23 protein-coding genes are annotated in these 24,497 nt (G+C 70.4%); 12 read left to right on the top strand and 11 right to left on the bottom strand.

The genetic code is table 11. The features are described 5' to 3' along the window. The 3 genes from ADE01S_RS29540 to ADE01S_RS29550 form a co-directional block, all read right to left on the bottom strand. A partial coding sequence (locus ADE01S_RS29540; RefSeq protein WP_167543431.1) for a TRAP transporter large permease subunit occupies positions 1-1,192 on the bottom strand: 1,192 nt, incomplete at its 3' end. Then, positions 1,189-1,812 (bottom strand): TRAP transporter small permease subunit, encoded by a 624-nt coding sequence (locus ADE01S_RS29545; protein WP_062685331.1) that lies wholly within the window; start codon positions 1,810-1,812, stop codon positions 1,189-1,191. The genes ADE01S_RS29545 and ADE01S_RS29540, both read right to left, overlap by 4 nt. 196 nt (positions 1,813-2,008) lie before the next feature. Beyond that, positions 2,009-3,130 carry a TRAP transporter substrate-binding protein gene (locus tag ADE01S_RS29550; RefSeq protein WP_062685332.1) on the bottom strand — a complete coding sequence of 374 codons (1,122 nt, stop codon included), beginning with the start codon at positions 3,128-3,130 and terminating at the stop codon, positions 2,009-2,011. 245 nt (positions 3,131-3,375) lie between these two features. On the opposite strand from ADE01S_RS29550, the gene ADE01S_RS29555 reads away from it, so the two are divergent. Next, positions 3,376-4,113, top strand: a complete 738-nt coding sequence (locus tag ADE01S_RS29555) for a hypothetical protein (protein WP_062685333.1) — start codon at positions 3,376-3,378, stop codon at positions 4,111-4,113. Positions 4,114-4,152: 39 nt separating this feature from the next. Here ADE01S_RS29555 and ADE01S_RS29560 read toward each other — a convergent pair whose 3' ends face one another. The 4 genes from ADE01S_RS29560 to ADE01S_RS29575 all read right to left on the bottom strand — a co-directional run bounded on the left by ADE01S_RS29560 (position 4,153) and on the right by ADE01S_RS29575 (position 8,212). Next, positions 4,153-4,839, bottom strand: a complete 687-nt coding sequence (locus ADE01S_RS29560) for a Vgb family protein (protein WP_062685334.1) — start codon at positions 4,837-4,839, stop codon at positions 4,153-4,155. Between the two features lie 29 nt (positions 4,840-4,868). Then, positions 4,869-6,098 (bottom strand): hypothetical protein, encoded by a 1,230-nt coding sequence (locus ADE01S_RS29565; protein ID WP_062685335.1) that lies wholly within the window; start codon positions 6,096-6,098, stop codon positions 4,869-4,871. Positions 6,099-6,197: 99 nt separating this feature from the next. Beyond that, positions 6,198-7,553 carry an ATP-binding protein gene (locus ADE01S_RS29570; protein WP_062685336.1) on the bottom strand — a complete coding sequence of 452 codons (1,356 nt, stop codon included), beginning with the start codon at positions 7,551-7,553 and terminating at the stop codon, positions 6,198-6,200. Then, on the bottom strand, positions 7,550-8,212 hold the full coding sequence (locus ADE01S_RS29575) for a response regulator transcription factor (protein WP_062685337.1): 663 nt from the start codon (positions 8,210-8,212) through the stop codon (positions 7,550-7,552). The genes ADE01S_RS29570 and ADE01S_RS29575 overlap by 4 nt, the downstream gene beginning before the upstream one ends. Before the next feature lie 138 nt (positions 8,213-8,350). Between ADE01S_RS29575 and ADE01S_RS29580 the strand changes: the two genes are divergently transcribed. The 10 genes from ADE01S_RS29580 to ADE01S_RS29625 all read left to right on the top strand — a co-directional run bounded on the left by ADE01S_RS29580 (position 8,351) and on the right by ADE01S_RS29625 (position 19,107). Continuing rightward, positions 8,351-9,124 (top strand): MipA/OmpV family protein, encoded by a 774-nt coding sequence (locus tag ADE01S_RS29580; protein ID WP_082775918.1) that lies wholly within the window; start codon positions 8,351-8,353, stop codon positions 9,122-9,124. 39 nt (positions 9,125-9,163) lie between these two features. Then, positions 9,164-10,057 (top strand): LysR family transcriptional regulator, encoded by an 894-nt coding sequence (locus ADE01S_RS29585; protein WP_075873483.1) that lies wholly within the window; start codon positions 9,164-9,166, stop codon positions 10,055-10,057. 153 nt (positions 10,058-10,210) lie between these two features. Then, a complete protein-coding gene (locus ADE01S_RS29590; protein WP_062685340.1) occupies positions 10,211-10,999 on the top strand; it encodes a DUF3348 domain-containing protein in 789 nt (262 codons plus the stop codon). 7 nt (positions 11,000-11,006) lie between these two features. Beyond that, entirely contained in the window at positions 11,007-14,609 is a 3,603-nt protein-coding gene (locus ADE01S_RS29595) for a DUF802 domain-containing protein (RefSeq protein WP_062685341.1), read from the top strand. Beyond that, positions 14,606-15,256, top strand: a complete 651-nt coding sequence (locus ADE01S_RS29600; RefSeq protein WP_062685342.1) for an OmpA family protein — start codon at positions 14,606-14,608, stop codon at positions 15,254-15,256. The genes ADE01S_RS29595 and ADE01S_RS29600 overlap by 4 nt, the downstream gene beginning before the upstream one ends. Further along, positions 15,246-15,941, top strand: coding sequence for a DUF2894 domain-containing protein (locus tag ADE01S_RS29605; protein ID WP_062685343.1), 696 nt, complete (start codon positions 15,246-15,248; stop codon positions 15,939-15,941). The genes ADE01S_RS29600 and ADE01S_RS29605 overlap by 11 nt, the downstream gene beginning before the upstream one ends. A gap of 78 nt (positions 15,942-16,019) precedes the next feature. Then, on the top strand, positions 16,020-16,265 hold the full coding sequence (locus ADE01S_RS29610) for a ParD-like family protein (protein WP_062685344.1): 246 nt from the start codon (positions 16,020-16,022) through the stop codon (positions 16,263-16,265). Further along, positions 16,266-17,057, top strand: a complete 792-nt coding sequence (gene map, locus ADE01S_RS29615) for a type I methionyl aminopeptidase (protein WP_062685345.1) — start codon at positions 16,266-16,268, stop codon at positions 17,055-17,057. A gap of 105 nt (positions 17,058-17,162) precedes the next feature. Further along, positions 17,163-18,407, top strand: coding sequence for an MFS transporter (locus ADE01S_RS29620; RefSeq protein WP_062685351.1), 1,245 nt, complete (start codon positions 17,163-17,165; stop codon positions 18,405-18,407). A 76-nt stretch (positions 18,408-18,483) separates the two neighbouring features. Next, on the top strand, positions 18,484-19,107 hold the full coding sequence (locus tag ADE01S_RS29625; RefSeq protein WP_062685346.1) for a glutathione S-transferase family protein: 624 nt from the start codon (positions 18,484-18,486) through the stop codon (positions 19,105-19,107). Positions 19,108-19,116: 9 nt separating this feature from the next. Here the strand turns inward: ADE01S_RS29625 and sodC are convergent, their stop codons facing one another. From sodC to ADE01S_RS29645, 4 genes are all read right to left on the bottom strand, one after another. Then, complete coding sequence (gene sodC / locus ADE01S_RS29630) at positions 19,117-19,641, bottom strand: superoxide dismutase family protein (RefSeq protein ID WP_062685347.1); 525 nt, start codon at positions 19,639-19,641, stop codon at positions 19,117-19,119. A 153-nt stretch (positions 19,642-19,794) separates the two neighbouring features. Then, complete coding sequence (locus ADE01S_RS29635) at positions 19,795-21,123, bottom strand: DUF445 domain-containing protein (protein ID WP_062685348.1); 1,329 nt, start codon at positions 21,121-21,123, stop codon at positions 19,795-19,797. 19 nt (positions 21,124-21,142) lie between these two features. Then, positions 21,143-22,531, bottom strand: a complete 1,389-nt coding sequence (locus ADE01S_RS29640) for a GntP family permease (protein ID WP_062685349.1) — start codon at positions 22,529-22,531, stop codon at positions 21,143-21,145. 143 nt (positions 22,532-22,674) lie between these two features. Next, on the bottom strand, positions 22,675-23,604 hold the full coding sequence (locus ADE01S_RS29645; protein ID WP_062685350.1) for a LysR family transcriptional regulator: 930 nt from the start codon (positions 23,602-23,604) through the stop codon (positions 22,675-22,677). 197 nt (positions 23,605-23,801) lie between these two features. On the opposite strand from ADE01S_RS29645, the gene ADE01S_RS29650 reads away from it, so the two are divergent. Further along, the coding region (locus tag ADE01S_RS29650; protein WP_167543432.1) for an enoyl-CoA hydratase/isomerase family protein at positions 23,802-24,497 on the top strand (696 nt) is incomplete at its 3' end.

Raw genomic sequence — 24,497 nt, forward strand, 5'->3', positions numbered from 1 at the left:
CGGCTCCGCCCCCCGCCGCTGCGTCTGCCGCGGCGGCGGCCGTCGCGGGCGGCGCGGCCGGCGTGCCCGGCGGCTCCGCCACCGAGGCGGCCGCCGGTTCGGCCGACGGCGGCTCGGCCAGTTCGCCGGAGGGCGGTTCGGCCAGGCCGTCGGAAGGCGGCTCGCTCAGGCCGGAATCGAAGTCCCCCGACCCCAGCTGCAATTCCGCCGGGATTTCATACACCACTTCCGGCCGCGTCGTGGCCTGGTAGACCACCGCCACCAGCAGCACCGTCACCGCCAGCGGCGCCAACGCCATCGCCATGTAGCGCAGCAGCACGCCGAACGGCACTTCGCAGTTGCGGCGCCCCTTGAACATGGCGGCCACCATGCCGGACAGCGCGCGCACGTGGCCGCCCGAGGCCAGCGCGGCCGATTCGGGCGACAGCGGCACGCCGCGCTCGGCCATCGGCAAGGGCGGCGCCATGTCGGGCCGCAGCTTGGCCACGATGATGACGTACACCATGTACAGCACCGCCAGCATGATGCCCGGGAACAGCGCGCCGGCATACAGCTGCACCACCGACACGCCGGTGGTGGCGCCGTAGACGATCAGCATCACCGAGGGCGGCAGCAGGATGCCCAGGCAGCCGCCCGCCGTGATGGCGCCCGCCGTCAGCCGCACGCTGTATCCGGCCTTCAGCATGGCCGGCATGGCCAGCAGGCCCATGAGCGTAACCACGGCGCCGACGATGCCCGTGGCGGTGGCGAAGATCGCGCAGGTCGCCAGCGTGGCCACGGCCAGCGCCCCGGGCACGCGCGCCAGCGCCAGGTGCATGGAGCGGAACAGTTTCTCGATCAGGTTGGCGCGCTCGACCAGGTAGCCCATGAACACGAAGAGCGGGATCGAGATCAGCGAGTCGTTCGTCATCGTGGCGTACGTGCGCTGCACCATCAGGTCCAGGGTCTGCCCGATGGAGCGGCCCGGATCCGAACTCTGCATGTAGTACGCGAGGAAAGTGAACAGCACGCCCATGCCCATCAGCGTGAACGCCGTGGGGAAGCCCAGCATGATCGCGACCACGATCAGCGCCAGCATCAGCAGGCCGATGTGCCCGGTGGTGAGGTTGTCCCAGGGCGTCAGGAACGCGATCATCAGGATGACCAGCCCGATGCACGACAGGCCGAACCACAATGCCTTGTGGATTTTCATTGGCGAGGCTCCCCGGGAGTGACGTAGCGGTCCAGACGGGCGATGTCCTCGTCCTTGACATGCACCATTTCCTTGAGTTTGTCGACGTCGACCTCTTCCACGTCCTCGGCGCGCGACGGCCAGGCGCCGCGCCGCAGGCACAGCAGGCAGCGCATGACTTCGGCCACGCCCTGCACCAGCAGCACCGCGCCCGCGATCGGGATGAAGGCCTTGAAGGGATAGATCGGCGGCCCGTCGGCCATCAGCGAAGAGTGCTCGCGGATGGCGATGGAGTAGCCGGCGTAGTACCAGCCCGCCCAGACCAGCGCGATCACGCCGGGGAAGAAAAACACGATGTAGAGCGTCAGGTCCAGCCCCGCCTGCACCCGCGGCGGCAGGAACCCGTAGAGGATGTCTCCGCGCACGTGGCCGTTCTTGGCCAGGGTGTACGCGCCGGCCATCATGAACAGGATGCCGTAATACATCATCTGCAGATCGAACGCCCACGCGCTGGGCTGGTTCAGCAGGTAGCGGGCGGCCACCTCCCAGCACACATGCAAGGTCAGGATGACGATCAACCAGGCGAAGGCCTGTCCGACGAAGGTGGAAATGCGGTCTATGAAACGTATGATTCGGAGCATCTCACTTCCAGGTCAACGCGCATGGCGCCCAGCCGCGCGCCGCGTAACGGCGCACAGCGCGGGATACGGATGAGTAGGATTGCCCTGCCCAATCAGGATGCGCTACCCAATCCGGGGCTCCACGGATCCGGCTCTGCCGGTCCGTGGGTGCCGCCCCCTTGAGGGGGCCCGCGCTAGCGGGTACGAGGGATGGGCCTCACGCTTTATTGCTGCGCGAGAAGTAGTGGTTGTAGGCCATCCGGAAGTTGACGGAAGTGTCCCCGTGCCAGCGGCCCACCCGCTCGGCGAACGCGCGCTGGGAATCCAGCACCTTCTTGAACAGCGGGTTCTCGGCCGAGCGCTTGGCGATCATCTCGTCCCAGATCTTCAGCTGCTGCTGCAGGATGGCATCGGGCGTCTTGTAGAACTTGACGTTGTGGTCCTTCTGCAGCTTCACGTAGTCCTGCGAATAGCGGTTCGCCGCCTTCCAGGACATATCCGCGCTGCAGGCCTGCGCGGCGTAGCTGAGGATGTGCTTCAGGTGCTCGGGCAAGGCGTCGTACTTGCCCTTGTTGAACAGCACCTCGAACTGCTCCGCGCTCTGGTGGAAGCTCTGCAGCATGCAGATCTTGGAGACGTCCTGGAAGCCGAGCGCCAGGTCCGAGGACGCGTTGTTGAATTCGGCGCCGTCGAGCAGGCCGCGGTCCAGCGCGGGCACGATTTCGCCGCCGGGCAGCGCGTTCACCGCCGCGCCCATGGCCGTGTACATGTCGATGGCCAGCCCCACGGTGCGGAACTTGAGGCCCTTGACCTCGTCCATCTTGGTGATGGGGCGCTTGAACCAGCCGAAAGGCTGGGTCGGCATCGGCCCGTACATCAGCGACACCACGTTCACACCCATGGCTTTCTGGATCTCGGTCAGCAGCTCCTTGCCGCCGCCGTACTCATGCCAGGCGAGCAGCATGTTGGCATCCATGCCGAAGGACGGCCCGGATCCCCACAGCGCCACCGCCGTGTTCTTGCCATACCAGTAGGCCACCACCCCGTGCCCGCCGTCCAGCGTGCCGGCGGACACGGCGTCCAGCAGATCGAACGCCTTCACCACCGCGCCCGCGGGCAACACCTCGATCTTCAACTGGCCGCCGGCCATGTCGTTGACCTTCTGGGCGTAGTCGCGCGCGAACTCGTGGAAGATGTCGTTGGCGGGCCAGGTACTCTGGAAACGCAGGGAAATCGGGGCATTCTGCGCCCGGCCGACTGCCGGGAATCCCAGGGCGGCGGCACCGGCGACGGCAGCACCGGAGATGAATTTGCGGCGGGGTTTTGTAACGTGTTGCATGGCTTGTTGTCTCCTGAAAGGACTACATGGACCAGCTTGTAGTTACTTCTCCTGCGAGGACGCGGGATGGCGACACCTGCTGCGCGTTCCCGGTACCGGGCGGCGGATGATGCGAAACTGTGTGCTGATTAAACCTTTCTGACTAATCGCTGACAATCAGCTTTTCGTCAGGAATTACCCTAGACGCCGGATTAGCGCTTTAGTAGTAGGCGCCGTGTCCGGCAAGCCCGCAGAGAAGGATTCGAATGCACCAAAAGCAGCGCACCGCCCACCGTCGCCGGACTACGCTGGCGGCGGCCGCGCTCGGGGTGATCGCCGTCGGCGCCAGCGGTTTTTATTTTTGGAATCAATCCTCGCTGGGCCCGGGCCTGAGCGAAAGCAAGATACGCGGCATCCTGGTCGATGCCATGGCGACGCCCACGAATGCGCCGGGCAGCGCCTGCGTCAATGTCGTGGGAGTGCGGCCCCTGCCTACCGATGTCTATACGGCGTTCCTCGACGAGCAGGACAAGATCGTGCAAGGCCTGATCAAGCACGGGCTCATCACGGTCAAGCGCGTCAGCGCCAGCGGCGACGGCTCGCCTCCGCAGCCGGACGAGAAGCCCGAGGACGCCTCCAGCCGCATGGAGCTCACCGAAAAAGGCCGCGCGTACTACACGGACGGCGAGGCCCGCATCGGCTCCAAGCTGGTCTATACGGCGAAGTTCTGCGCGCCCGGCCTGCAGGTCGGCAGGATCCTCGACTACTCAAAACCGGGCAAGAATCCGTTCGACGACAATCCCAATGCCGTCTCGGCGGTGAAGTTCGAATGGCGGCTGGACCGCGCCACCGCGGACTGGGCGGCGGATCCCGCCTTTTATCCCCAGATATCCGGGTTTCCCTCGAAGCACGAGCCGGACGAGTGGCAGACCCGGCACATCATGCTGGAACGGAAAAACGGCGTGTGGGGTCTGGGGGACCGGCCCTATACGATCCGCTGGTAGGCCTGCCGACGCCCGCAAGGAGCGCCGGCGCATCCCGGGCTACCCGGCGGACGATTCCGCCGGCATCTTGCCCGCGGGCGCATCGCCGGCCTCCTGAGCCGGACGCCGCACCGCCCTGAGCTTGCCGCGGTCGCCGCCGCCGCAGAAAAAGCGGCCGGCGCCATCCGACTCCAATCCGGATACCCCCATGCCCGCGGGCATCTCCACGCTTTGCAGCACGTCGCCGGTGCGGGCGTCGACCCGGCGCAGTTCGCTCGCGTCGTTTTCCCAGGTACCGTGCCACAGTTGCCCGTCCACCCACGTCACGCCCGTGACGTAGCGGTCGGACGAGAGCGTTCGCAGCACGCGGCCGTCGGCGGGATCCACCTGGTGGATCTTGCGCTGGCGGTACACGCCCACCCACAGGCTGCCTTCGGCCCAGGCCAGGCCCGAGTCCTCGCCGGCGCCGGGCGCGGGTATCGTGGAGACCACCCGGCCGCTGCCGGGCTCGATCTTCTGGATGCGCCCGTCGGCGATCTGGTAGAGATGCGTTCCATCGAACGCGGTGCCGGCGTTCGCCGCCACCTCGATCTCGCGCGTGGTGGCGCCGCTGTCGGGGTCCAGGGCGAGCAGCTTGCCGCCCGTGGCGAACCACACCTGGCGGCCGTCGTAGGTCAGGCCGTGGACGGCGTCCACGCCCGGAAAGGGGCCGTATTCACGGATGATTTGGGCTTGAGAGCGTTTCATGTCGGTGTCCTCGAATGGGTGTCACCATGCTAGCGGCCCGCCAGCGCCGCCGGGAGTAACAAGGTTGTCGTGAATCCGGGCACGGGCGGCGTCATCCAGCGCCGGGCGCGCCCCTGCCCGCAGGGTTGCACCTTGTCCGCCGCGGCCAGCGCGTCGAGCGCGCGCTGCACCGTGCGCTGGCTGGTGTTCAGCGCCAGCGCCAGCGCCGAGCTCGACCAGGCTTCGCCATCGGCCAGGAACGCCAGAATGGCGCCATGCTCGCGATCGGCGTCCTCCACGGGCCGGGCCAGCACCGCCACCTCGCGGCCGGCCCGCGGCTTGAGCGCGAAGCCGCCGCGCGTGGCGGCGATGCCGGCCAGCGGGCGGATCGCGGCGCGCAGCCGGCCGATCTCGACGCGCAGCCGGGCGCGATGCGTTTCGTCGAAATACGCGGTGCGGAATGCCTGGGCGATCAGCGCTTCCCGGGGCGCGGCCTCGGGCCAGGCCTCGGCCAGCGCGCGCGCCAGCGCGAACAGCACCGGACGGCTCGCCAACGGCACCACGGTGCCGGCCTCGCGCACCGCATGGCGGCAGGCGTCCACCACCAGCGTGTCCGACGCCAGCAGCGCCTCCACTTCGTCCAGCAGCAGGGGCTGCTGCCTGCCCTGCCCGATGAGGCGGGCCGCGGGCGTGGAAAGCACGAGGGACGCGCTCTCGACCTCGGCCACCAGCGCGGGGATGCCGGCATGGCCGGCCGCCAGTTCGGCCTGGGCCAGCGCGGCGCGGGCGGGCTGCATTTTCAGACGCCGCAGGGAGATGCCGGCCGCGATCAATTCATGCACGGCGCGGGCCGCGGGCGCCAGAACCGCCGGGTCCAGGCTCGCCAGCATGCGCTCGGCCTCATCGAGGCGGCCGATCAGGAGTTGGCGGCGGGCCTGCAGGTGCCGGGCGTGCGCGGCGTTGGCCGGGTCGCCGTGGGCCTGCAAGGCCGCGCGCGCGGCCTCCAGCGCCTTCTCGGGCCAGGCCAGCTCGCGCGAAACCAGCGCGATCTCGGCCTCGGCCACCACGCAGCGGGCGCGCGACAGCGCGTCTTTCGGATCGAAGCCGCGGGCGGCGCTGCGCAGCAGGGTTTTGGCGCGCCGGAAATCGCCCAGCTGCGCCATGGCGATGCCGCGCAGGGCCAGGGCGGACGCGTCGCTCCGCAGGGCGATGTGATTGAGGGCGCCCAGCGGGTCGCCGGCCGCCAGCGCGCGCGCAGCCGAGGCGATCAGAAAGTCCATGGGCATTCCGCCACGTTCGCCGCTTCCTCGGGGTGACCAGACCTGGGCCTAATCTACCACCAAGGGGCGCGCCGGATCGAGGGTTCGGCCGCCCGGAAGTCAGGCGCCCGCGGGCGGGAACGACACCGTCAGCGCCACGCCAGCGCCGCGCAGGCCCGTCCCCATGGCGACCTCGGCGCCGTGTTGCGCGGCGATCTGCGCCACCAGCGACAAACCGATGCCGCTGCCGCCGCCGGCGGTGCCCGCCGCGCGGTAGAAGCGGTCGAACACGCGCTCGCGCTCGGCAGGCGCGATGCCCGGGCCGTCGTCCGCCACGCGCAGGAACGCGCCGCCGTCGGCGGACGGCCCGCAGGACACGGCGATCTGCCCGTCCTCGGGCGTGTAGCGCACCGCGTTGTCCAGCAGGTTGCGCACCAGCACGCCGATGGCGTCCAGCCGGCCCTGGACGACGCAGGCCTGGACGTCGAGCTGGATGCGCTGCCGCTTGCGGGTGGCGTCGCCTTCCCAGTCCCGCGCCAGCAGGACGACCAGCCCATCCAGTTCAATGGGCACGGGCTCGTCCGCGCTTGCGCTCAAGGCATCCATGCGCGCCTGGTCCAGCAATTGCTCCGACAGGCGCGAGGTGCGCTGGGCCACCCGGCGCAGCTTCTCGACCGAGGCCGCCGCGTCGCCGCCGCCCAGGCTGCGCTCCACCAGCTCGGCATGCGCGCTGAGCGCGGCTAGCGGGGTTCGCAGCTCGTGCGCCGCGTCTTCCAGGAAGCGGCGCTCGCGGTCCATGCCGCCCTTCACGCGCAGCAGCAGCTGGTTGATCGAATGGATGAACGGCCGCAGTTCGCCCGGCATGCCGGCCGACGGCAGCGGCGCCAGGTCGAACGGCCCGCGCCGCGAAATGGCCTCGCCCGCGCGGTCCACCTTGCGGAAGGCGCGCCCGACCACCGCGCAGCTCACCGCCGCCAGCAGCACGAACAGGAGGGAAACGATGAGCAGGCCGCGCTTGAGGCTGTACCAGGATTCGCGCCATTCGCTCATGGGCTTGGTCACCTGCACCTGCACCCTTCCGCTGGCGTCGGTGAGCGCGAACGCGCGCCAGTCGGCGCCATCGGCCGCCACGTCGGCATAGCCTTCCGCGAAGCCGCCGCTCAACGGTTGCGCCGGCGATTCCGGCGAGCGCAGCAGCAGCCGCCGGTCGGCCAGCGACCAGAGTTGGAAACGGATCCGGTCGCCATCGACGCGGCCGGACGCCGGCGGCGCGAAACGCTCGGTGGGCGCGACGCTGCCCAGCAGGCTCACCGGCAGCGCCGCCAGGATCTGGTCGGCCGCGTCGCGAAGCCACTGGTCGCGCACGCCGGTCTGCGCGCGCGAGGTTTCATACTGCTGGAAGGCGAACACCGCGATCCACGCCAGCAGCAGAGTCAGCAGCAGCGTGAGCGTCAGTTGCCGGCGCAGCGTCTTCAAGGCGCCGCCTCGATGCGGTAGCCCAGGCCGTGGACGGTGGTGATCAGCTTGTCGCCCAGCTTGCGGCGCAGCTGGTGGATATATACCGCCACCGTGTTGCTTTCAATGGCGCCGCTATCGCCGTAGACCGCGGCTTCCAGCTGTTCGCGGTTGACGGTGTGGCCGATGCGCTCCATCAGCGCCAGCAGCGTGCGGTATTCGTGGGCGCTCAGACTGACCTCCGCGCCGGCGCGGGTCACGGCCCGCCTGGCCGGCTCCACGACCACGTCGCGGCAGCGCAGCGCCGACACGACCGCGTTGCTGCTGCGCCGGACGACGGCGCGCAGCCTGGCCAGCAATTCATCGAGCTGGAACGGCTTCACGATGTAGTCGTCGGCGCCCAGGTCCAGGCCCTGCACGCGTTCGCTCAGGCGATCGCGCGCGGTCAGGATGAGCACGGGGGTGGGGTCGTAGCGCGCGCGCAGCTGCTTCAGGACCGCCAGGCCGCTGCCATCGGGCAATCCGAGATCCAGCAACACGGCGTTATAGCCGTGCTCCACCAGGGCCAGCCTGGCCTGGGCGACGTCGCGCACCCAGTCTACATCCGCCCCCGACTGGGCCAGGCTGGTATGCAACGCATCGCCCAGCATGGCGTCGTCTTCCACTAACAGGACACGCAAGGGCACTCCAAGGCAATCAAACGAGGCCAGAGAATGCCGGCACCGCTTTAAAGAATTATTAAAACCCCATGCCGACAATGCGGACCTCGAACGGCGAGGCAATCGGCCCGCCCCGAAAAACGCACAGGAAGCAATGGAATGAAGCGTAGGATTTTAGCAAGCGGGCCGGCGATGGCCTCGGCCCTGCTGGCTGCCCTGACGGGCAATGCCCAGGCCGAAGGCAGCGCCAACTTCGTCGGATTGGGGGTCGGAGCAGTGCCCGTGTACGAGGGGTCGCGCGAGTACCGCGCCCTGCCCGTGCCGATGATCAACTACCAATCGGGCAATTTCTTCATTTCGCCGCGCGCCGGCCTGCCGGCCATGGGCCTGAAGACGGACCTGGCCCCGGACTGGACGGCCGGGGCGTTCGTCGGCATGGCGCTGGGCCGCCAATCGGATGATTCCGACCGCAGCAAGGGCCTGGACGACATCGACTTCCACGGCGCCTACGGCGCGTTCATCGAATGGTCGCCCGGCCCCTACTCGCTGATGGCCGCCTACCGGCAGGCGGCGCACAGCGGCTACGGCGGCACCCTGGAACTGCGCGCCACCTACGACGCCTGGCGCAACGCCAACAACCGCGTCACGCTGGGCGCCAGCACGCAATGGGCCAACGACGACGCCATGCAGACCTGGTTCGGCGTGACCCCGTCGCAGGCGGCGCGCAGCCGCGCCGGGCTGGATGCCTACTCGCCCTCGTCCGGCTTCAAGTCCGTGGCGCTCTACGGCACCTGGGCCCACCGCCTGGACGCGCACTGGAGCGCGGTGACGACGCTGGGCGTCAACACCCTGGTCGGCGACGCCCGCGACAGCCCGCTGACCGAACGCAAGACCAACGTCTTCGCCAACGTGGGCGTGATCTACGCATTCTGATGGCGCCGGTCCGGCAGGGCCGCGCGCGGGAGATCCCTGATGAGACGCCTGCATGGCATGGAATCGTTCGCCGAGGTAGCGAAGGCGCATAGCTTCAGCCGGGCGGCGGCGGCGCTCGGCGTCCCGACGTCCACGTTATCGCGCCACGTGGCCGAACTGGAACGGGCCGTCGGCCTGCGCCTGCTCAACCGCAGCACGCGGCGCGTGGAACTGACCGAGGCCGGCCGCCTGTACTTCGAACGCTGCCGCCACATCGTGGCGCAGGCCGAGATCGCGCACGAAGAACTGCGCGAACAGCTCGAAACGCCCAGCGGCCCGCTGCGCGTCCAGCTGCCCGCCGCCTATGCGCTGGACGCCCTGCTGCCGGCCCTGGTGGCGTTCGGCGGCCGCTATCCCGACATCCGCCTCCAGCTGGGCGTGGCCGACCCGGACGGCGCCGACCGCGAGCCCGACACCGGCGACGTCTCGATCCGCCTGGGCGAACTGCCCGATTCCTCGCGGGTGGCGCGTCGCCTGGGCACCGTCCAGGCCGGGCTCTACGCGTCGCCCGCCTACCTGGCCGCGCGCGGCGCGCCGGCTGCCCCCGCCGACCTGGACAACCACGACTGCATCGGGCTGCGCCTGGGCGCCGGCGCCGCCGGCCCCTGGCTGCTTCAGCGCGGCGAGGAGCGGTGCCGGGTGCCGGCCGCCCAGCGCTACGGTGTCAACGACGCCTGCATGGCCCGGCAGCTCGCCGCGCTGGGCGCCGGCATCGCGGCGCTGGGCGGCGAGGCGGACGGCCTGGTGCGCGTGCTGCCGGACTGGAGCCTCGGCCCCGTCGCGGTCCATGCCCTTACCGAGACCCGTTTGATCCCGGCCAAGACCCGGCGCCTCATCGATTTCCTGGCGCAACACCTGGACCCGACCGGCCTGCCGGCGGCCCGCGCCGCCTAGGGCGGTCGTCACAACCCCGCCCGGGCGTCACAATATTGCATCGCCCCGGCGATGCGCCCCCCTTTTTAAGCGCCGCCCGCCTCCTCCTGCCCTCCGGGCCTCCCGTGCAGCCCCCTCCAGCGTGTAAACTCCCCCCTTTTTGACTCTGGTGGTATGTTGCAAGCCCCACAGCGCACAGGTTTAAGCGGCCCGACGCTCATTCGCTTGCTGACTCGCCTGACGGATGTCGATGTTCCGGAATCCAGGCAATCGCTCTCGGACCATCTGAGCCTCTGGCTCGGCTGGACGGACGCGATCGCCCTGTCGGCGGCGCTCAATACCAGCCCGCCGGTGATCGCGCCCGGCGCGCGCATGTTCAGCAGCGCCGAGGAACGCGAATGCGAGCGGGTCCGGACCACGCTGGCCGACGCCATCGCCAGCGATACCGCGGCCACGGCCGCCAGGCGGCCCGTGCCGGGCCAGCCGGCGCCGACGAAAAAGCTGGCGGCCCTGGCCGAAGCCGAGGCCGACTACGCGAATTTCCGCCAGCGGTATCTATCGTTGCAGCACACGATGGAAACCAGCGTGGGCAATCTGCGCAGCCGGCTGCGCGGCATGGTCGCGGCCAGGAACGGCGAATGGACGCGGCTGGCCGTGGTGGATGCCATCATGGACCGCGCCCTGCTGCCCAAGGAGCGCGCCCTGCTGGGCGCGATCCCGAAACTGCTGCAAGGCCATTTCGAGCGCCTGCGCCAGGCGGAGGCAACGGCCTTGGCCGCGGCGCAGGCCGAAGCCGCCGCGCAAGCCGAGGCCGAAGGCGCCGAGGCCGCCGCGCCGGCGCCGTCGGCCTCGGGCGCATGGCTGGATACGTTCCGCAAGGATATGCGTAGCGTGCTCCTCGCCGAATTGGATGTTCGTTTACAACCGGTCGAAGGGCTGCTCGCAGCCCTTCGCGCCAGCTAGGGACACTATGTCCAGATACCTGATCAATTTCGTCGTTTTCCTGGCCGGACTGGCCGTCGCGGGCTGGATCGCCATCGGCTATGCGGGCACCAACCCGCTGGCGCTGGCCGTGACCCTGCTGATCGGCGCCTGCTACCTCGCGGGCGCCTTCGAGTTGTGGCGCTACCAGCAGGCGACCTCCACGCTGACCCGCGCCCTCTCCGGGCTGTCGGAAGCGCCGGGCAGCCTGGCCACCTGGCTGGACCAGCTGGCGCCCAGCCTGCGCAACGCCGCGCGCCTGCGCATCGAAGGCGAGCGGGCGGGCCTGCCCGGCCCCGCGCTCACCCCTTACCTCGTGGGCCTGCTGGTGCTGCTGGGCATGCTGGGCACGTTCCTGGGCATGGTCGTCACGCTGCGCGGCACCGGGCTGGCGCTGGAAAGCGCCACCGACCTGGCCGCCATCCGCGCCTCGCTGGCCGCGCCGGTCAAGGGCCTGGGCTTCGCGTTCGGCACCTCGATCGCCGGCGTGGCCACCTCGGCGATGCTGGGCCTGCTGGCGACGCTCGCCCGCCGCGACCGCATCCGGGCGGCGCAATCGCTCGACGCCAAGTCCGCGACCACCCTGCGCGTGTATTCGCAGGGCTATCAACGCGAGGAATCCTTCAAGCTGCTCCAGCGGCAGGCCGAAGTCATGCAGCGTCAGGCCGACGCCATGCCCGCCCTGGTCGACAAGCTGCAAACCATGATGGACGGCATGGCGCGGCAGAACCAGTCGCTCAACGACCGCCAGCTGGCCAGCCAGGACGCGTTCCAGGGCAAGGCCGAGGCCGCGTACGCCCGCCTCGCGTCGGTCATGGAGCAATCGATGAAGGACGGCGTGGCGCACAGCGCCCGCTCCGCCGGCGAAGCCCTGCAGCCCGTGGTGGCCGCGACCATGGCCAGCCTGTCGCGCGAAACCGCCACCTTGCAGGACACCGTGACGCAGGCCGTGCAACGCCAGCTCGACGGCGTCGCCGCCGGCCTCCAGGCCTCGACCGCCAACGTGGCCGAGATCTGGAGCCAGGCCCTGGCCGGACAGCAGCGCGCCAGCGAAGCGCTGGCCCAGGATCTGCGCGCCTCGCTGGACCGCTACGCCGAAACGTTCGAGCAACGTTCGGCCGCCCTGCTGGACACGGTCTCGGCGCGCCTGGAAGCCTCCTCCGGCAGCCTGTCGGAAGCCTGGACGCACGCCCTGTCGCGCCAGGAACAAGCCAGCGAAAAACTCGCGGGCGACAATCTGCAGGCGCTGACGGCCGCCGCCGCCAGCTTCGAACAACACTCGGCTTCGCTGCTGCGCACCCTGAACCAATCGCATGGCGCGCTGCAATCCGAACTGGCCTCGCGCGATCAGCAGCGCCTGGCGGCCTGGACCGAAACGCTGGGCGCCATGGGCGCGACGCTGCGCCAGGAATGGCAGCAGGCCGGCGCCCAGGCCGCGGACCGCCAACAGGCCATCGCCGACACCCTGGCGCAGACCGTGCGCGACATCACGGGCCAGGCCGCAGAGCAGGCCAAGCTGCTCGAAGGCGTGTCGGCCCGCATGGAAGCCGCGGCCGAAGGCGTGTCGCAGCAATGGGCCGGCGCCCTCGCCCGCCAGGAAGCCGCGAGCGCCCGCCTCGCCGGCGACAACCAGCAGGCCCTGGCGGCCGCCGCCGCCACCTTCGAACAGCATTCGGCCTCGCTGCTGCGCGCGCTCGACCAGTCTCACGCGGACCTGCAGGCCACGCTGGCCTCGCGCGACCAGGAACGCCTGGCCGCCTGGAGCGACACGCTGGCCGCCATGACGGCCGCGCTCGGCCAGCAATGGGAACAGGCGGGCGAGCACACCGTGGCCCGCCAGCAGGCAATCATCGAATCCCTGGCCCAGGCCGCGAGCGACGTCACCGCCGGGGCGCAGGCCCAGGCCGCCTTGCTGGAAGGCATGGCGACGCGCCTGGAAGCCACGGCGCGCGGCGTCTCCGATCAATGGACCGCCGCGCTCGCCCGCCAGGAACAGGCCGGCGAGAAGCTGGCCGGCGACAACCGGACGGCGCTGGAAACCGCGTCGGCCGCGTTCGGCGAGCATTCGGCCTCGCTGCTGCGCGCGCTTGACCAGTCGCATGCGGACCTGCAGGCGGCGCTGGCCTCCCGCGACGAGGAACGCCTGGCGGCCTGGACCGGCACGCTGGCCCGCAGCGCGAGCGACATCACGGCCCAGACGCAGGCGCAGACGACCCTGCTCGAAGGCGTTTCGGCCCGCCTGGAAACGGCGGCCGCCAGCGTCACCCAGGCCTGGACCGACGCCCAATGGCGCCAGGAACAAATCAATGCCAAGCTGGCCAACGACAACCAGCAGGCGCTCGAAAACGCCACCGCGGCTTTCGAGCGGCAGGCGACCGCCCTGCTGGGCACGCTGGACCAGTCGCACGCGCAGTTGCAGGACACGCTGGCCTCGCGCGACCAGGAACGCCTGGCCGCCTGGACCGGCACGCTGTCCGCGATGGCGGCGCGCCTGGCCGAGGAATGGGAACAGGCCGGCACGCAGGCCGCCATCCGCCAGCTCGAAATCAGCGACACCCTGACCCAGACCTCGCGCGACCTCGCCGCGCAGGCGCAGGCGCAGGCCGGCCTGCTGGAAGCCCTGTCGGCCCGCCTGGAAACGGCGGCCGCCGGCGTCACCCAGGCCTGGACCGACGCGCAGGCCCGCCAGGAACAGGTCGGCGAACAGCTGGCCAGCAGCAACCGCGAAGCGCTGGAGACCGCCGCGGCCGCCTTCGGCCAGCATTCGGCCGCGCTGCTGGAGACCCTGGAACAATCGCATGCGGACCTGCAGGCCGCGCTGGCCTCGGGCGACGAAGCCCGCCTGGCCGCCTGGACCGGCAAGCTCGGCGAGATGGCCGACGCGCTGCGCGCGGAATGGGAACAGGCCGGCGCCAGCACCGCCAGCCAGCAACAGCAGATCTGCGACGCGCTGGCGCTGACCGCGCAGGACATCGCGTCCCGGACGCAGGCGCACGCCAGCGAAACCATCGCCGAAATCGGCCGCCTGGTGCAGGCCGCCTCGGAAGCGCCGCGCGCCGCCGCCGAAGTCATCGGCGAACTGCGCCAGAAGCTGTCCGACAGCATGGCCCGCGACAACGACATGCTGGAAGAGCGCGGCCGCCTGCTCGAAACGCTGGGCACCCTGCTCGACGCCGTCAACCACACCGCCGCCGAGCAGCGCTCGGCCGTGGACGCGCTGGTCTCCTCCTCGGCCGGCCTGCTCGACCGCGTGGGCACCCAGTTCACCGACCTGGTCGAAAGCGAGACGGGCAAGCTGGCCGACGTGGCCGCGCAGGTCACCAGCGGCGCGGTCGAAGTCGCCAGCCTGGGCGAATCCTTCGGCACGGCCGTGCAGTTGTTCGGCGAATCCAACGACAAGCTGGTGGCGCACCTGGAGCGCATCGAAGCCGCGCTGGACAAGTCCATCGCGCGCGGCGACGAGCAGCTGGCCTACTACGTGGCGCAGGCCCGTGAAGTGGTCGACCTGAGCCTGATGTCGCAGAAGCAGATCGTCGAAAACCTGCAGCAACTGGCTGGCCAGCGCGCCACGGCGGGAGCGGAGGCCGCATGAGCGAGGACATCGACGGCGGCGTGGAGCCGACAGTCCCGGCCTGGGCCGTCTTCGGCGACCTGATGTCGGTGCTGCTGGGCGCCTTCGTCCTGATCCTGGTCAGCGTCGTTGCCGTGCAGTTGCAGCTGTCGACCCAGCTCGAAGAAGAGGTCAAACAGCGCCAGGCCGAGACGCAGCGCCGCGAAACGCTGGAACAGGCGCTGGCGGGCCCCCTGGCCGCCGGCCGCGTGACCCTGATCAACGGCCGCATCGGCATCAGCGGCAGCGTGCTGTTCGCCCTGAACTCCGACCAATTGCAGCCCGAGGGCCGCGAGGTGCTGAAGACGCTGATCGAACCGCTGGCGGCCTATCTGAAGACTCACGACGAGATCCTGATGGTCAGCGGCTACACCGACGACCAGCAGGTGCGGGAAGGCAACCGCCGCTTCGCGGACAACTGGGACCTCTCGGCCCAGCGCGCCCTGACCGTGACGCGCGCGCTGATCGACGAAGGCGTGCCGTCGGCGTCCGTGTTCGCGGCCGCCTTCGGCGCCGAGCAGCCGGTGGCCGCCAACACCGACGAGGAAGGCCGCGCCCGGAACCGCCGCGTCGAAATCAGCCCCATCCCCCGCCCCTCCGCCAATCCGGGACAGCCCCGTGAGCAGTGACGGCACCCGCGGCGACCTCCTCGACGCCCGCGCCGTGCTGGACGCCTGGCGCGAAAGCGGCGCCGACCGGCACGCCCCGGCGCGCTTCCAGTTCCTGGACGCGATGGCGCGCCGGGCGGCCGACCGCGACGGCGAGGCCCGCCGGCTGCTGGACGGCAGGCTGGCCGCGCTGATCGAGGCCTACGAGGCCGACCTGGCCGCCGCCCAGGCGCTGCGTTCCGCCGCCGCGGCCGACGTCGATCCCGGCGCCGCTTCCGGTGCGGATGCCGAGGCCGCCCCGGCAACGGAAGCCGAGCGCGGCCCGCTGGGCCTGCTGGCCGACCGGCTCGCCAGCCCCGATCCGGCGGAGGGCGGCGGAGAGCCCTTCATGGCGCTGCGCGCCGCCTATCCGGAACTGCCGGTGCTGGAATATTTTCGCGGCGTCTGGTCCCGCGTCAGCGCCGACCGCCAGGTCCGGCAGTCGCAGGAACAGGTCCACAAGAACGCCGGCCCGCTCAATTCCAACCAGCTCGTGCACCGGACGCTCACGCTCATGCGCGAGCTCTCGCCCGGCTACCTGCAGCAGTTCCTGTCGTACACGGACGCGCTGATGTGGATGGAGCAGATGACCGCCGCCGCCGCGCCCCCGCCCAAGGAGGCGCCGCGCGCCGGCGCCCGCAAGACCGCGCGCGGCAAGGCGCGCTAGGCGCCACACGCCGATTTGCGCGCCGCCCCCACCCGGCGGTAAGATACGTTCCATATATAAACCATATATGGATCACCTATGGGCATCGTCAAGATTTCCGAGCAGATGCATGAGAACCTGCGCGTCGCCAGCGGCGCGCTCAGCCGCTCGATCAATTCCCAGGCCGAACACTGGATGCGCATCGGCATGCTGTCCGAGCTCTACCCCGAACTGCGCCACGCGGACATCTGCCAGATGCTGATCCGCATCGAGCAGGCCGAGGGCTTCGCCATCGCCGCCCTGTCCCAGGGCCTTCCGCAGCCCGCCCAGCAGGAGGCCGCGTAAATGGCGCGCAAAGTTTCCATCAAGTCCGCCGCCGACATCGACATGGCCCGCAAGGCCGGCGCCATGGCCGCCGAAGTGCTGCACATGATCGCCGAGCACGTCCGCCCCGGCGTCACCACCGACGAACTGGACCGCATCTGCCACGACTACATCGTGAACGTGCAGAAGGCGATCCCGGCGAACGTCGGGTATCACGGCTTTCCGAAGACGATCTGTGCTTCGGCCAACCACGTGATCTGCCACGGCATCCCGTCGGCCAAGGTGCTGAAGAACGGCGACATCCTCAACATCGACGTGGCCGTCATCAAGGACGGTTGGTTCGGCGACACCAGCCGCATGTACTACGTGGGCCAGCCCAGCCCGCTGGCGCGCCGCCTGGTCGAGACCACCTACGAAGCCATGCGCGCCGGAATCATGGCAGTGAAGCCGGGCGCGACGCTGGGCGACGTCGGCCACGCGATCCAGACGGTGGCGCACCGCGAGCACTTCAGCATCGTGCGCGAATACTGCGGCCATGGCATCGGCCAGATCTACCACGACGAGCCCCAGGTGCTGCACTACGGCCGCCCGGGAGAAGGCCTGGTGCTGCAGCCCGGCATGATGTTCACCATCGAGCCCATGATCAACGCGGGCAAGCCCCAGACCAAGCAGCTGCCCGACGGCTGGACCGTGGTCACCAAGGACCGCTCGCTGTCGGCGCAGTGGGAGCACATGGTGGTCGTCACCGAGACCGGCTACGAGGTGCTGACGTCCTGGCCGGACGGCTTCGGGAGCTATCCCCCCATCCCCTGACGCCGCGCCTTGCCGACGGCAAGGAACGGAGTGCCGGACGACGAGGGCGCGATCATGATCGTGCCCTCGTCGTTTCCGCCGCGCGCTGCGCGCGCCTCCGCCTCCATGCCTGCCCTGCCCGCCGCGTTCCGCCGCCTCGCCGCCTCCAACCTGGCCGCGCAATTCTCCGAACAGATGGCGCTGGCCGCCGCGCCCCTGGTGGCGGTGCTGGCCCTGGGCGCCAGCGCGGCGCAGACCGGCTATCTGCAGACCGCCCAGACCCTGCCCTTCCTGCTGCTGTCGCTGCCCGCCGGCGTGCTGGCCGACCGCGTCTCGCGCCGGACGCTGATGACCGCCGCCGAATCCGCGCGCGCGGCCAGCCTGCTGGGCCTGCTGGCGCTGCTGTGGGCGGGCGGGCTGAACCTGGGCTGGCTGGCCGCGCTGGGTTTTCTCGGCGCGGTCGGCACCGTGGCCTACAACGTGGCCGCGCCGGCCCTGGTGCCCCGGCTGGTCGCGCCCGCCGAACTGGCCGGCGCCAACCGCTGGCTGGAGCTGGCGCGCAGCGCGGCGTTCTCGGCCGGCCCGGCGGCCGGCGGCGCGCTGGTCGGGTGGATGGGCGCGCCCATCGCCTACGCGCTGGCCACCGCGCTCTCGCTGCTGGCGGCGCTGCTGCTCGCCGGCCTGCCCCGCGACGTGCCCGGCCCCCGCCCCAGGCGGCGCGTCATGAGCGAGCTGCGCGAAGGCGCCGCCTTCGTCGCGGCGCATCCGCTGCTGCGCCCCGTGCTGATTACCGCGGTGTTCTTCAATACCGCCTGGTTCGTGCTGCAGGCGGTCTACGTGGCGTATGCGATCGAACGGCTGGGGCTGTCGGCCGCGGGCGTGGGCATCACCCTGGGCATCTACGGCGCGGGCATGGTGGCGGGCGCGCTGCTGGCGCCCTGGCTGGCCCGGAGGCTGTCCTTCGGCGCGATGATAGGCGCCGGGCCCCTGACCGCGCTGGCGGCCAGCGGCATCCTGCTGGCGACGCTGGCGCAGCCCTCGGGCGCCTGGGCCGCGGCCGGGTTCTTCCTGTTCGGCGCGGGCCCCATCCTGTGGACCATCACCACCACCACGCTGCGCCAGGCGGTCACGCCCAATGCCTTGCTGGGCCGGGTCTCGGCGGTGATCCTCACCGCTACCTTCGGCGCCCGCCCCGTCGGCGCGCTGATCGGCGCCGCGCTGGCGGCCCGGGTCGGCGTCGAGGCGTGCCTGTGGGTGTCCACCGCCGGCTTCGCCGTGCAGTTCGCGGTGCTGTTCAGTTCGCCGGTGCTGCGCCTGCGCGTCCAGCCGGCAGCGGGCGAAGCGGCAACTGTTGCGGGCCGCGCGGCCTGAATCTGTATCTGGCGGCGCCGGCCCCGGCCCGCTAGACTGCCCCGGTCATCCCTCCGGAGCGCCCGGCGCGCGCAACATGCTGAACATCCTGGGCAAGGCCTCTTCCATCAACGTGCGCAAGGTGCTGTGGGCCTGCGTCGAACTGCGCCTGCCGTTCGAGCGCGAAGACTGGGGCTCGGGCTTCCGGTCCACCGCCGAGCCCGGCTTCCTCGCGCTGAATCCCAATGCCATGGTGCCCGTCATCCAGGACGGCGAATTCGTGCTGTGGGAATCCAACACCATCATCCGCTACCTGGCCTCGCAATATGGCGGCGACGCGCTGTATCCCGCGGCGCCCAAACTGCGCGCCCGGGTGGATCAGTGGATGGACTGGCAAGCCACCGACCTGAACCGCTCCTGGTCCTATGCCTTCATGGCGTTGGCGCGGCAATCCGCCGCGCACCGCGACGCGGCCGCCACCGAGGCGTCCTGCCAGGCCTGGGCGCACTGCATGGGCATACTGGAGCAGCGCCTGTCGCAGACCGGCGCCTACGTCGCGGGCGAGGCGTTCTCGCTGGCGGACATTCCCGTCGGCCTGTCGGTGAACCGGTGGTTTCTCACGCCCTTCGACAAGCCGCGCCTGCCGGCGGTCGCGGCCTACTACGACCGGCTGGCCGAGCGCGAGGGCTACCGCCAGCACGGCCGCAATGGCACGGTCTGAGGCGCGCGGCTACTTCACCACGCCGCAGACCAGGCGCCCGCCTCCCCCGCCCAGGGGCTTGGGCGTGTCGCTGTAGTTGTCGCCGCCCACGTGCACCATCAGCGCATGGCCCTTCACGTCGGCCAGCTTCAGGTGCGGCGCGACGACCGCCTTCTTGGCGGAGCCGTCGGCCCCGACCACGATGAACGGCAGGTCGCCCTGATGCCCGTCGGTGGCCATCGGCCCCTTGTGGGCCTTGGTTCCCTTGGGGTCCAGGTGCCCGCCCGCCGCGCCGCCGGGCGCCATCTGCTCATTCACCATGCCGGGTCCGCAAGACCCTTTTTCGTGCACGTGGAAGCCGTGCTCGCCGGGAGGCAGTCCCTTGAGGTTGGGCGTGAACTGCAGCCCGCCCTTGGTGTCCTTGACGGAAATGGAACCGGCGCTCTTGCCCACGCCGTCCGCGGTCAGGAAGGACATCGAGACGTTTTCCGCCGACGCGGCGCCGGCGGCGCCCGCCAGCGCAAGCGCCGAGACCAGCAACGAGATTTTCTTCATGGAGTGCCTCCCAGGATTCGTGCCCGCGGGCCGCGGGCGCCCGATAGGGCATGGCCGGCCTCGAAGCCGGCCATGCCGCCAAAAACAATAGCATTCGCTTGCGGCCGTCCGCCAGCAATCTTCATTCCTGATACAAACGCGGAGCCGGCCGCTTCAGCCGCGCACCAGCAGCACCACCGCGTGCAGCGCCACGCCGATCAGGCCGCCGACCAGGGTGCCGTTGAAACGGATGTATTGCAGGTCGCGCCCCACGCTGAGCTCCAGTTCGTCGACCAGATGGCGTTCGTCCCAATTCTTGACGGTGCGCGAGATGTGCTCGGTGACGCCGTTGCGCAGCCGCCCGGTCAGGCGGCGCGCCGCGCCCAGCACGTGGTTGTTGATCGCCTCGCGCAGGCCCGGGTCCTCGCCCAGCTTGCGGCCCAGCGCCAACAAGGCGCCTTCCAGGTGACGGGCCAGCGCCGAATCCTCGTCCGACAGGTCGCGGCGCAAGGCGGCGTGGATGTCGTCCCACAGGCCCTGCACGTACTCCTGCACTTTGGGATGGTCGATGGCGCGCTGCTTCAGCGCCTCGATCTGCGCGGACAGCGCGGGGTCCTCCCGCAGGCGCCGGATGTAGTCCAGCACCCAGGCCTCGTAGTCGCGCCGCACCGGATGGCCGGGCTCGGACAGCACGTCGCGCAGCTCTTCCACCAGGGCGCGGGCCAGCCGGTCCGCCAGGTTGTCGGCGATGCCATCCACCGACTTCAGCACGTCCACGGCGGCGATGATGCGAGGCCATTCCTTCTTCGCGAACTTCACCAGCAGGCCCGAGGCGCGCGCCTTCACCTCTTCCTCGCCCAGGTAGCCGCCCAGCCGTTCGAGGGCGGCGTCCAGCAGCTCCTGGTGCCGCCCGTCGCGCGTCAGCAGGCCCAGCACCTCGCCCGCGGTGTCGGCCGCGTCCCAACGGCGCAGGGTCTTGACCACGAATGCCTGGATCACGCCGCGCACGGCCCGGTCATCCAGCAGGTCCAGCGTCTGCAAGGCCACGTTGCGGGCGCCTTCGCTCAGGGCTCGCGCCTGGCGCGGACGCGCCAGCCAGCGGGAGAGGCGCGCGGCCGGATCGAACACGCGCAGCTTTTCCATCAGCGTGTCGGGATCCAGGAAATGGTCGCGCACGAACACGGCGAGGTTGTCGCCGATGCGATCCTTGTTGCTGGGGATGATGGCGGTGTGCGGAATCGGCAGGCCCATCGGACGGCGAAACAGCGCCACCACCGCGAACCAGTCCGCCAGCGCGCCGACCGTGGCCGCCTCGCAGAACGCCCGCACCCAGGCCCAGGCGCCCTGCCCGCCCATGACGTGGCTGGTGATGAAGCCGCTGATCATCGCCACCAGCAAGGCCAGCGCGGCGATCTTCATGCGCCGCAGCTGGGCGCGGCGCGCGTCGGAAGCCAGGGCGGAGCGCGTCGCGGGCGCGGCGGCGGTTCGGGGCGTTTCGGTCATGGGTTCCCTCTCTCTCTCCTCAGCCCAGCGGCGGCAGCGTGTTGAACAGCAGGACCATGGCGAGGCCGGCCACCGAGACGATGGATTGCACCACCGAGATGGTCTTGGTGGCCTCGCCCATGGTCATGCCGAAGGACTCCTTCACCATCCAGAAGCCGGCGTGATTGGCGTAGTTGAAGAACAGCGAGCCGCAGCCGATCGAGAGCGCGAGCAGCGGCAGGTTGAGGCTGGGGTCGGCGCCCGCCAGCGGCGCCAGCAGGCCCGCCGCGCCCACGATGCCGACGGTGGCCGAGCCGGTCGACACCGACAGTAGCATGGCGATCAGCCAGCCCAGGACCAGGGGCGGCAAGGCGAACTGATGGGTCAGCTGCACGATCGCGTCGCCCACCTTGGCGCTCGTGAGCACCTGCTGGAAGGCGCCGCCGCCGGCGATGATGAGCATGATGCCGGCGATGGGCTTGAGGCTCTTGCCCAGCGCGTCGCGCAGTTTCTCGGCATCCCCGCCCCGCAGGTACACGAGGGTGAGCGCCGCGAACAGCACGCCCAGCAGCATCGCCACCATCGGGTCGCCCAGGAAGGCGGCCGCGCGCATCGCGACGGAATCCTTGGGCAGCAACATTTCGGCCAGCGCATGCACCAGCATCAGCAGCGCCGGCAGCAGCGCGGCCAGCACGCCCAGGCCCACGCTGGGCTCGCCGCGCCCGTCGGCCTGCGGCCGGGCCGCGGTGAACTGGTCGAGCAGGGCTTCGTCCGGACGGGTCGTCATGCGCGGGGCGATGAAGGCGCCGTACAGCGGGCCGCCCAGGATCATGGCGGGCAGCGCCGCGATGAAGCCGTAGATCATGGTCGGGCCGACCGTCGTTTTCAGCGTGGCGATCGCCGTCAGCGGGCCGGGGTGCGGCGGCACCATGCCGTGCATCGCGGCCAGGGCGGAAATCACCGGCACGCCCACGTACACGTAGGCCGAGCCCTTGAAGCGCTCCTGCGTTTCCAGCTTGCGCGCCACGCTGAAGATCAGCGGCAGCATCACCACCAGGCCCACCTCGAAGAACATGGGGATGCCGATGACGAACGCCACCAGCGTCATGGCCCACGGGATCATGCGGGGGGACGTGTGGCGCAGGATGGCGTTGGCCAGGCGCTCCGTGGTGCCGGAGTCGGCCAGGATCTTGCCCAGCATGGCGCCCAGCGCAATCACCACGCCCACCGCGCCCAGGGTCTTGCCCGCGCCGTTGGTGAGGTTCTTGACGATGGCCACCGGCTCCATGCCGGTGGCGAAGCCGACGCCGATCGATACGACGAGCAGCGCCAGCAGCGGGTGCATGCGGATGCGGGAGACGATGAGCGCCACCAGCACGAGGACGCTCGCCAGGGCGGTGAGCAGTAATTGGATGTCGAACGCGGACATGGTCGGGCCTGGAAGTAGCGTAGTGAGGCGCTGCCGGCCCGCGGCCGGCCGCGGTGATGAAAACGGATTTTATTCCCGCCAAGCTGAACGCCCAGTCAGGAAACGCGTGCCTCGCCTGGCCCGCAGCGCCCGCCATGCCCCGCCTACCCTGCCGCGGCCAACAGGCCCGGCATGCCCTCGTGGCGCGCCTGGGCGCGCTCCAGGATGAATTCGATGATCATCGCGATCGCGCGCGGATGATGCCGGTTCGGCATGTACAGCATGTACATGCCGCGGCCGAAGATACTGAGCCGCCATTGCGTCAGCGCGGCCAGCATATCGCCGCGCGCGAAATCCTCGTGCACCACGTAGTCCGGCACGATGCCCACGCCCAGGCCGGCGCGGATCGCGTCGCGCAGGAAGGCGTAGTTGCGCGAGATCACGGTGGGCTCCAGCACCACGTGCTGGCGCGGCTGGCCGCCATAGTATGCGGACAGCCGCAGCGGGCGGCCGATGACGGCGGCGCTGATGATCGGGCAGCCCGCCAGGTCCTCGGGCCGGTTCGGCAGCCCGCGGGCGGCCGCGTACGCCTTCGAGGCGCACGCCACGTAGCGGACCTGGCCCAGCTCCCGCGCGACCAGGTTCTGCGGCGGCTCCGACATGATGCGCACGGCGATGTCCACCTCGTCGCGCAGCAGGTCGTCGACGCTGTTCTCGAACAGCACGTCCAGCACGATATCCGGATAGGCCTGCTTGAATTCCAGCAGCCAGGGCGTCATGACGAATTGCCCGTAGCCGCTGGGCACGCTCAGGCGCACCTTGCCCTGGGGCGTCTTGCCCAGGGTCTCGATCGATTCGCGGGCGGCGGCGAGTTCGTCCTGGATGCTGCGGCCGTGGCGATACAGCTTCAGTCCGATTTCGGTGGGTTCGACGCGCCGCGTCGTGCGCCGCACCAGCTGCATGCCGACGGCGCGCTCCAGCTGGCTCAAGTGGTAGCTGACGTTGGCGCGCGTCATCTTGAGGCGGCGCGCGGCCTCGCTCAGATTGCCGGCGTCCAGGATCTCGACCAGCAAGGTCAGGGATTTGGTGTCCATGCGGCGTCTCCCGGGAGGCCCTTGCGAGGCATTGTCAAAATTTCTTATACGTAGTGTCAATTATAGATGCCATTGTCAAGACATATTTACTGGGAAAGAATAAAGCCACAAAAAAAAGGCGAGCCACCCCGGCCCGCCAGGCGCCGAATCCGCCCCTGCGCGGCGGGCCCGCGGCGCCCTTGACGGAGACACTGTCCATGACCGACAGCGCAAGCACCGGCGCCGCCCTCGCGCGCCGCTACGAAGACGTTCTCGTCGTCACCATCGACCATCCGCCGGTCAACGCCCTGAGCGCCGCCGTGCGCGCCGACCTGGCCGCGGCGATCCGCGACGCGCAGGCCGATCCGCAAGTGCGCGCCATCGTGCTGACGGGCGCCGGCAAGAACTTCATCGCCGGCGCCGACATCCGCGAATTCGGCAAGCCGCCGCAACCGCCCATCCTGCCCGATCTCTGCAACCAGATCGAGGCCAGCGCCAAGCCCGTGGTTGCCGTGCTGCATGGCGCGGCGCTGGGCGGGGGCCTGGAAGTGGCGCTAGCCGCCCATTACCGCATCGCGCTGCCCGGCGCCCGCCTGGGGCTGCCCGAAGTCACGCTGGGCCTGCTGCCCGGCGCCGGCGGCACGCAGCGCGCCCCGCGCCTCATGGGCGCGCAGGCGGCGCTGGACCTGATGCTGGCGGGCAAGCACCTGTCCGCCGAAGCCGCGCGCGACGCGGGGCTGGTGGACGCGCTGGCCGGCGTGGACGATGCGCTGGCCGCCGGCCTGGCCTACGCCCGCGAACTGCTGGCCCTGCGCGCCGGCCCGCGCCGCACCCGCGACGCCGACGCCGCGCTGGCGGACAAGCCCGCCGCGCTCGCCGCCGTCGAGGCGGCCGCGGGCCGCCTGGCCCAGACG

Source organism: Achromobacter denitrificans NBRC 15125 (genome assembly GCF_001571365.1).
In the GTDB taxonomy this organism is placed as follows: Bacteria; Pseudomonadota; Gammaproteobacteria; order Burkholderiales; family Burkholderiaceae_B; genus Achromobacter; species Achromobacter denitrificans.

What these genes read in the sequence shown, in the direction of transcription:
- ADE01S_RS29620 (WP_062685351.1), top strand. Translation starts at nt 17,163, where the DNA reads ATGCCTGCCCTGCCCGCCGCGTTCCGCCGCCTCGCCGCCTCCAACCTG.
- ADE01S_RS29610 (WP_062685344.1), top strand. Translation starts at nt 16,020, where the DNA reads ATGGGCATCGTCAAGATTTCCGAGCAGATGCATGAGAACCTGCGCGTC.
- ADE01S_RS29545 (WP_062685331.1), bottom strand. Translation starts at nt 1,812, where the DNA reads ATGCTCCGAATCATACGTTTCATAGACCGCATTTCCACCTTCGTCGGA.
- ADE01S_RS29590 (WP_062685340.1), top strand. Translation starts at nt 10,211, where the DNA reads ATGTTGCAAGCCCCACAGCGCACAGGTTTAAGCGGCCCGACGCTCATT.
- ADE01S_RS29595 (WP_062685341.1), top strand. Translation starts at nt 11,007, where the DNA reads ATGTCCAGATACCTGATCAATTTCGTCGTTTTCCTGGCCGGACTGGCC.
- ADE01S_RS29550 (WP_062685332.1), bottom strand. Translation starts at nt 3,130, where the DNA reads ATGCAACACGTTACAAAACCCCGCCGCAAATTCATCTCCGGTGCTGCC.
- ADE01S_RS29600 (WP_062685342.1), top strand. Translation starts at nt 14,606, where the DNA reads ATGAGCGAGGACATCGACGGCGGCGTGGAGCCGACAGTCCCGGCCTGG.
- ADE01S_RS29565 (WP_062685335.1), bottom strand. Translation starts at nt 6,098, where the DNA reads ATGGACTTTCTGATCGCCTCGGCTGCGCGCGCGCTGGCGGCCGGCGAC.
- ADE01S_RS29580 (WP_082775918.1), top strand. Translation starts at nt 8,351, where the DNA reads ATGAAGCGTAGGATTTTAGCAAGCGGGCCGGCGATGGCCTCGGCCCTG.
- sodC (WP_062685347.1), bottom strand. Translation starts at nt 19,641, where the DNA reads ATGAAGAAAATCTCGTTGCTGGTCTCGGCGCTTGCGCTGGCGGGCGCC.
- ADE01S_RS29555 (WP_062685333.1), top strand. Translation starts at nt 3,376, where the DNA reads ATGCACCAAAAGCAGCGCACCGCCCACCGTCGCCGGACTACGCTGGCG.
- ADE01S_RS29645 (WP_062685350.1), bottom strand. Translation starts at nt 23,604, where the DNA reads ATGGACACCAAATCCCTGACCTTGCTGGTCGAGATCCTGGACGCCGGC.
- ADE01S_RS29635 (WP_062685348.1), bottom strand. Translation starts at nt 21,123, where the DNA reads ATGACCGAAACGCCCCGAACCGCCGCCGCGCCCGCGACGCGCTCCGCC.
- ADE01S_RS29625 (WP_062685346.1), top strand. Translation starts at nt 18,484, where the DNA reads ATGCTGAACATCCTGGGCAAGGCCTCTTCCATCAACGTGCGCAAGGTG.
- ADE01S_RS29585 (WP_075873483.1), top strand. Translation starts at nt 9,164, where the DNA reads ATGAGACGCCTGCATGGCATGGAATCGTTCGCCGAGGTAGCGAAGGCG.
- map (WP_062685345.1), top strand. Translation starts at nt 16,266, where the DNA reads ATGGCGCGCAAAGTTTCCATCAAGTCCGCCGCCGACATCGACATGGCC.
- ADE01S_RS29560 (WP_062685334.1), bottom strand. Translation starts at nt 4,839, where the DNA reads ATGAAACGCTCTCAAGCCCAAATCATCCGTGAATACGGCCCCTTTCCG.
- ADE01S_RS29640 (WP_062685349.1), bottom strand. Translation starts at nt 22,531, where the DNA reads ATGTCCGCGTTCGACATCCAATTACTGCTCACCGCCCTGGCGAGCGTC.